We start from the raw sequence: 7299 nt of genomic DNA, 5'->3' as shown, positions 1-7299 counted from the left end.
TGGTTCTGATTCAACACCGAGGGGGAGGGGCACACACCCCACAAAAAAAAACAGAAGAAGGAGGGAGGGGAGAAGCCCCCCCCCCTCCCGGCCCCCCCCCCCCCCCCCCCCCCCCCCCCCCCCCTTTCCTCCCCCCCCCCCCCCCCCCCCCCCCACGGCTGTTCGCGGGCGGCCGGGCGGCTCCGCCCGCACGGCGGGTGTTGACCCGCGCATGCCGTGCCGTTAGCTTCGCCCCACGGACTTCCACAAAATGTTGATTCGGGTGGCGGACTGCGGGAGGGTGCCGAATGGGGCAGCGGGAGACGGCGGCGACCAGCCTCGATCGGACCGTACGCGAAGGGCTCGGCGCACTGCTCGCCGACGTCGACGCCGACCTCGCGCGCCGCTACCCGGGCGACCCCGGCACCCGGCAGCCCGTCCACACCGTCTACGTCCCCGCCGACGCCTTCACCGCCGGCACCATCCGCACCTGGGGCGACCGGGCCCTCGCGGCGCTCGACGAACACGCCCCCGACGCCGCGTCCCTCGCCGCCGTCCTCGGCATCCCCGGACAGCTCGCCGGACCCGTGCACGAGCGCGTACGGGCCAAGCTGGAGCGCGAACCCGTCGAGGACCTGCGCATCGACTTCGAGGACGGCTACGGCCCGCGCCCCGACGCCGAGGAGGACGCCGACGCCGCCCGCGCCGCGGAACTCACCGCCGCCGCCTGCCGGGACGGCACCGCCGCCCCGTACATGGGCATCCGCATGAAGTGCATGGAAGCCGCCGTCCGCGACCGCGGCATCCGCACCCTCGACATCTTCCTCACCGGCCTGATGGACGCCGGCGGACTCCCCGCGGGGCTCGTGCTGACCCTCCCCAAGGTCAGCCGCCCGGAGCAGGTCACCGCCATGGCGCGGCTGGCCGAGGAGTTCGAGAAGGCACGCGGCCTGGACGCCGGACGGATCGGGTTCGAGATCCAGATCGAGACCCCCCAGTCCATCCTCGGCGCCGACGGCACCGCCACCGTCGCCCGCATGATCGACGCGGCCGGGGGCCGCGCCACCGCGCTGCACTACGGCACCTTCGACTACAGCGCGGCCTGCGGCATCAGCGCCGCCCACCAGTCCCTGGACCACCCGGCCGCCGACCACGCCAAGGCCGTCATGCAGACCGCCGCCGCGGGCACCGGGGTCCGGCTGTCCGACGGCTCCACCAACGTGCTGCCCGTCGGCCCCACCGGACAGGTCCACGACGCCTGGCGGCTGCACCACCGGCTCGTACGGCGCTCACTCGCCCGCGGCTACTACCAGGGCTGGGACATGCACCCGGGCCACCTGCCCACCCGCTACGCCGCCGTCTACGCCTTCTACCGCGAGGGCCTGGAGCAGGCCGCCGCCCGCCTCGTCGCGTACACGAACCGCGCGGGCGGCGACGTCATGGACGAACCCGCCACCGCCCGGGCGCTCAGCGGCTACCTGCTGCGCGGACTGGACTGCGGCGCGGTCGACGCCGGTGAGGCCGCCCGGCTCACCGGCCTCACCCGCGCCGACCTCGACGCTCTCGCGGGCCGGCCGGCGCCGCGCCCTTGACGGGGAGACGGCCCGCGGCTCACTCCCGCCGCGTCTCACGCCGCCGGCCGCGGTGCCGGAACAGCCGCGCCCGCTGCGAGAGCCTGCTGCGCATCCGCACCGTCACGGCGAAGGCCACCAGCAGGATCAGCACCCCGAGGCTCGCCGCCTGCCACACCAGCGACTGAAGGACCGTCACGACTCCTATGAAGGCAAGCCCCAGCAGGAACACCATCTCCCGGAGTTCCTTCTTGAGCTGGTACGAGCGGCTGGAGCGGATCCGCACCGTCGCCAGCCACTGCTCGCCCAGGCCCAGCCCCCACCACAGCCGCCGGTCCAGGAAGACCCACGGCAGATCCGGGAACGTGCCCAGCGCGTCCAGGGAGCTCGGATAGCGGCTCGTCATGTCCCCGCCGTGCAGACGCGTCCGCCGCTCCTGCACCTCCGAGCTGGCACGGATCGCCTTCAGCTCCAGCGTGGGCACGATGCCGTCCCCGTCCGGGAACCCCTCGATCACGACGCTGTCCCCACTGGTGACGCCCAGCAGCTCCAGCGTCATCTCGTCCAGCAGGCACACCTCGTGCTCGGCGCTCGCCCGGTCCCCGTCCTGCACCCGGCAGGCCACGTAGTTGGGCGGGCCGAAGAAGAACCCCGTCCACCGGCTGCTGCCGTGCCGCACCTGCGCCGGCGCGACCGTGACGGCCTCGCCGGGCTCCAGCCCCAGCCCCACCCGCAGCGAGTGGTCGACCTGGAGCGTCCGCGTGTCGTCGGCCGCGATGTCGGCGGCGACCACCACATTGGCCAGCGCGCCGAGCCGTTCGTGCCGGGCCGCCGGCAACTGCGCGTTCTGCACCATCAGATGGACCGGATCGCCCAGTTCCCGCGCCAGTCGCGCGGAGACGCGCACGACCCCGGCGCCGCGCTGATCGAAGAGGTTCGGCGTCCGGCACGCCGGATAGTGGTGGGTGGGCAGTTCGTTCAGCGGGTGGATGTCGTCGTAGACGGTGCCCGCCGGGGCCGGCGGCACATACTCCTCCAGGCCCGAACGGGTGGCGCGCCCCTCGTCCGCGAAGAGCCGGGTGCCCTTCTCGCACAGGTGCCGGTCCCCGCGGGCCGCCGCGCTGAACTCCTCCGGAGTGGAGCCGAACCAGTCCCGCAACTGCCGTGACTCCGAGATGAGGTCGGTCAGCAACTGCCGCTCGCCCGGGTGGTCGCGCGGCGCACCGGAGCCGTCGTGCAGCACCCCGTACCGGTTCACGTACGCGTACATGCCGCCCAGCAGCTCACCCGACGGCAGCTCCGCGCGGAACACATCCCCCGGCAGCACCACCCGGTCGTACTCGCCGTCCGGATCGAAGATCCCCTCGCTCGCGTCGACGAGCTCCAGCTGCGCCACGTCCAGCCAGGTCACGAACAGGTCCATGGTGCGGCCCGGGGCCCGGTACGGCGACGACGACACATAGCCCAAGGGCGTCACATACGCGGACACCCCGACCCCGACCCCCGACACCCGCACCTTGGCCATCGGGATCGTCGCGGAGACGCCCGCGCCCTCCATCTTGTGGCACAGCTGCGCCGGACAGGCGTTGGACCCCACCGAGAGCACGGGGAAGCGGTCACCGACGAGCGTCTGGTTGGCGCTCATCAGCGCGTAGTTGAGCGGCACGGGCTCCTCGACCCCGGGGGTGCCGCGGAACCCGCCGGGCGGCGGCTGCACCTGCCACTTGGCGAGCCGGCGGCCGGCCACCGGGAGCAGACGCAGCAGGCGGCGCTGGTGCAGCAGCCCGGACTCGGCGGGCCAGGCGCCGGGATAGAGCAGCGGATGTTCACGGGGCGCCTCGGCGAGGCCGAGCGCTTCGAGCGTACGGTCGTCCACGGTGCTCCTGTGTCGGTGAGGCGGTGTGTGACCGAGCTGATGCCGGAGCGCCGAACTCGGCTCCGGTGAGGGAGAGATACCCAACCCGGCGCCAAAAGCGCGCTGTGGACGCCGAAGGTACTCCGGTCGTGGGACCACCCCCGCGCGTCGCCGCTCCACCCGGCCGCGACCCTCGGCGGCGCGGTGCGCCGCGTGGCCGCGTCACGGGCCCGATGGCCGGTGCCGCGAGCGCGCTACACGCCCTGCGCCGGCGGGAGTTCGCCCGAGCCCCGGGCGACGAGGCGGGTCGGCAGGACGGCCTGCCGCGGCGCCTCCGCCACCCCGTCCAGCCGGCGGAACAACTGCTCGGCGGCCGTACGCCCGAGCCGCGCGGCGTCCTGGGCTATCACCGTGATCCCCAGCAGGTCGGCCAGTTCCAGATCGTCGAACCCGACCAGCGCCACGGGGTGCGGCCGTTCCGCGAGGACGCGCACGGCGGTCACCGTCACCCGGTTGTTCCCCGCGAACACGGCGGTCACCGGCTCGGGCCCGGACAGCACCCGGTCGACCTCGGCCCGTACGTGCTCGGGTGCGGTCGGTCCCAGCGACACCCAGGACTCGTCCACGGTCAGCCCCGCGTCGGCCATCGCGGTGCGGTAGCCGCGCAGCCGCTCGCTCGCGGTGTGGATGCGCGGCTGGTCGCCGACGAAGGCGATCCGGCGGTGGCCGTGGGCGATGAGGTGGGCGACGCCCTCGCGGGCGCCGCCCATGCTGTCGGAGAGCACGGCGTCCGCGTCGATCAGTCCGGCCGGGCGGTCCACGAAGACCGTCGCGACCCCGGCCGCCATCTCCGGTTCGAGGTACCGGTGGTCGTCGCCGGCCGGGATGATCAGCAGGCCGTCGACCCGGCGCGCGCAGAAGGCGAGCGCGAGCTCCTGCTCGCGCTCGGGGTCCTCGGCGCTGGAGCCGTTGATGAGCAGCGCGCCGTGCGACCGGGCGACCTCTTCGACGGCGCGGTTGAGCGGCGCGTAGAAGGGGTCCGCGAGGTCTTCGAGCACCAGGCCGATGGAGGCCGTGCGGCCCTTGCGCAGGATCCGGGCGCTGTCGTTGCGGCGGAAGCCGAGGCCGGTGATGGCCTCCTGGACGCGCCGCTCGGTGTCGGGCGTCACGCCCGGCTCGCCGTTGACCACCCGGGACACGGTCTTCAGGCCCACACCGGCGCGCGCGGCGACGTCCTTCATGGTCGGCCGGTTGCCGTATCGGGGCTGCGGACTGCGGGGGGTGTCGGCCACGGTGACTCGTCCTGTCGTTGCTGCTGTACGTACGGGAGTGACGTCGAGCATAGAGCCTGGACAACGTTGTCAACTGTGGAGAGACTGTCGCTCTGAACCTCCGCCTTCGCCCGTGGACCAGGAGACATCGCACCCATGCACACCGACCTCGTCGCCGCACTCGACATCGGCGGCACCAAAATAGCGGCCGCCCTGGTGGACGGAGGCGGGCAGCTGCTCGTACGCGCGCAGCGGCCCACCCCCGCCCGCGAGGACGGCGCGACGGTGATGCGTACGGTGACCGCGGTGCTCGACGAGCTCAAGGAGTCCGGCGGCTGGTCGCGGGTGCGGGCCGTCGGCATCGGCAGCGCGGGCCCCGTCGACGCGTCCAACGGCACCGTCAGTCCGGTCAACGTGCCCGGCTGGCGCGGCTTCCCGCTGGTCGCGGAGGTCACCAGGAGCGCCGGCCCGGTCCCCGTCGTGCTGGTGGGCGACGGGGTGGCGATGACGGCCGCCGAGCACTGGCAGGGCGCGGCCCGCGGCAGGGCCAACGCGCTGTGCATGGTCGTCTCCACCGGTGTCGGCGGCGGGCTGGTGCTGAACGGTCGGCTGCACACCGGCCTCACCGGAAACGCGGGTCACATCGGCCACATCAGTGTCGATCTCGACGGCGACCTGTGCGCCTGCGGCTCGCACGGCTGCGTGGAGCGCATCGCCAGCGGCCCCCACATCGCCCGCCGCGCCGTCGAGAGCGGCTGGCGGCCCGGCCCGGACGGCGATACGAGCGCCGCCGCGGTCGCCGCCTCGGCCCGGCTCGGCGACCCGCTCGCACTGGCCTCCTTCCAGCGCGCCGCGCAGGCCCTCGCCGCCGGCATCGCCGCGACCGCGACGCTCGTGGAGCTGGAGGTCGTGGTCATCGGCGGCGGCGTCGCGGGCGCGGGCGAGACGCTCTTCGCCCCCCTGCGAGAGCAGCTGCGCCGCTATGCCACGCTCTCCTTCGCCGCCGGAATCGAGGTCGTGCCCGCGCAGCTCGCCGGAGACGCGGGGCTGGTGGGCGCCGCCGCCGCGGCGGCGCAGACGCTGGGCCTGTGGAGCGCGGAGCGCGAGGCGGCGACGCCCACGCGGTGAGGACTCGGCTCGTGCTGTAGGGCGGCTACGGGCGCGGGCCGGTCCCCCGACCACGCGGACCGGCCGACGATGCGGCCCGCTACCCGTGGCGCTCCGTCGAGATCCGGTAGATGGCGGTGCCGTGCGCGGGGACGGTGGCGCTGATCTCCCCATGCGTGTTGTGGTGCTTGTGCTGCCACAGGTCGCGGAGCCGGTACGTGGGGGCCGCGGGCATGCCGACGGCCTTGGCTGTGGTCGTGATGATCTGGGGCTGGTCTGTCTCGTTGAAGAGGGCGACGGCGCGGTCGCCGTCCTTCAGCTGCTTGACGACGATCCAGCGCCCGCCGTCGGAGGACAGGACCGTGCCCTGCTTGCCGAGCGGGTCCTGGTCGAGCGCGATGATGTCGCGGTTGGCGACGATCTCGTACGTCTCGGGGGTCGCCGTGCGCAGGTCGGTGCCGATGAGCAGGGGCGCGGCCATCATCGACCACATGGAGAAGTGGGTGCGGTACTCGGTGTCGGACATGCCGCCGTTGCCGACCTCCAGCATGTCAGGGTCGTTCCAGTGGCCGGGGCCCGCGTAGGGGGCGAGCGGCAGGTTCTGCTTGAGGATGGAGAGCATGCTGCTCCACTGGTCCCTGATGTCGCCGGTCGTGCGCCACAGGTGGCCGACGTCCGAGGCCCACAGCCAGGGTTTGTTCTCGCCCCACTCGCACAGGCCGTAGACGATGGGGCGGCCGGTGGCCTTGAGCGCGTCGCGCATGGCGGTGTAGCGCTTCTTGGCGTCCAGGCCGAGGTTGTTGCAGTTGTCGTACTTGAGGTAGTCGACGCCCCAGCCCGCGAACTGCTGGGCGTCGGACTTCTCGTGGTACAGCGCGCCGGGAAGGCCCATCGGGTTGCAGGTCTTGAGGCCCGCGCTGGTGTAGATGCCGAACTTCAGCCCCTTGGAGTGGACGTAGTCGGCGACGGCCTTGATGCCGTTCGGGAAGCGCTGGGGGTCGGGGACCAGCTTGCCCGCCGCGTCCCGCTGCGGGAGCGCCCAGCAGTCGTCGAGGTTGACGTACTGGTACCCGGCTTCCTTGAGCCCCTTGGCGACGAAGATGTCGGCGATGGACTTGACCATCGACTCGTTGAAATCGGGCCCGCAGTGCGTCGAGTTCCAGTTGTTGAAGCCCATGGGCGGTGTGGAGGCGAGCCCGTCGGGGAGGCGGGGCGAACGGGTCCCGGCGGTGCTTGGGGTTTCGGCGTTCTGGGCGGCAGCCGGCCCGACCGGTCCGGCGGGCCCCGCCGTGCAGAGCAGAGCGGCGGCGAGCGATCCGATGACTCTTCGGCCGGTGATAGCGGTAAGAAGATGGCGCATGGTGCGGTACTCCGTCCTCCAGAGGAATACATGGCGTCATGTACGTGTCACCAACGCGCGTTTACGGTAGACCGTGTTGGAGTCTGTTGGAAGAGATGCGGTAACGGTTGTCCGGTATCGCGTCAAAACCCTTGACGGTGCCCGGAGTTGACGGTG

The 7299-nt window shown here is 72.8% G+C and carries 4 protein-coding genes and 1 pseudogene; 2 read left to right on the top strand and 3 right to left on the bottom strand.

The annotated features are described in order from the left end of the window. Positions 1 to 287 precede the first annotated feature (287 nt). Positions 288 to 1571: a DUF6986 family protein gene (locus AC07AB_RS29805; RefSeq protein ID WP_478573172.1), complete on the top strand. Its 1284-nt coding sequence runs from the start codon at positions 288 to 290 to the stop codon at positions 1569 to 1571. 19 nt (positions 1572 to 1590) lie between these two features. Here AC07AB_RS29805 and AC07AB_RS29800 read toward each other — a convergent pair whose 3' ends face one another. Together AC07AB_RS29800 and AC07AB_RS29795 are read right to left on the bottom strand one after the other, a co-directional pair. After that, entirely contained in the window at positions 1591 to 3426 is a 1836-nt protein-coding gene (locus tag AC07AB_RS29800) for a hypothetical protein (RefSeq protein WP_478573192.1), read from the bottom strand. A 233-nt stretch (positions 3427 to 3659) separates the two neighbouring features. Beyond that, positions 3660 to 4646: a LacI family DNA-binding transcriptional regulator gene (locus AC07AB_RS29795; protein WP_478573190.1), complete on the bottom strand. Its 987-nt coding sequence runs from the start codon at positions 4644 to 4646 to the stop codon at positions 3660 to 3662. Between the two features lie 186 nt (positions 4647 to 4832). Here AC07AB_RS29795 and AC07AB_RS29790 point away from each other — a divergent pair, with 186 nt between their 5' ends. Further along, entirely contained in the window at positions 4833 to 5804 is a 972-nt protein-coding gene (locus AC07AB_RS29790; protein ID WP_478573169.1) for an ROK family protein, read from the top strand. 88 nt (positions 5805 to 5892) lie between these two features. Here AC07AB_RS29790 and AC07AB_RS29785 read toward each other — a convergent pair. Beyond that, positions 5893 to 7143: pseudogene (locus AC07AB_RS29785) on the bottom strand (glycoside hydrolase family 27 protein); the annotation flags it as partial. Between the last annotated feature and the right edge of the window lie 156 nt (positions 7144 to 7299).

It is taken from the genome of Streptomyces sp. NPDC044033 (genome assembly GCF_056434425.1).
Note: the sequence above shows the minus strand (reverse complement) of the source record. Positions and strands in the feature narration are given on the sequence as shown.

What these genes read in the sequence shown, in the direction of transcription:
- AC07AB_RS29805 (WP_478573172.1), top strand. Translation starts at nt 288, where the DNA reads ATGGGGCAGCGGGAGACGGCGGCGACCAGCCTCGATCGGACCGTACGC.
- AC07AB_RS29790 (WP_478573169.1), top strand. Translation starts at nt 4,833, where the DNA reads ATGCACACCGACCTCGTCGCCGCACTCGACATCGGCGGCACCAAAATA.
- AC07AB_RS29795 (WP_478573190.1), bottom strand. Translation starts at nt 4,646, where the DNA reads ATGAAGGACGTCGCCGCGCGCGCCGGTGTGGGCCTGAAGACCGTGTCC.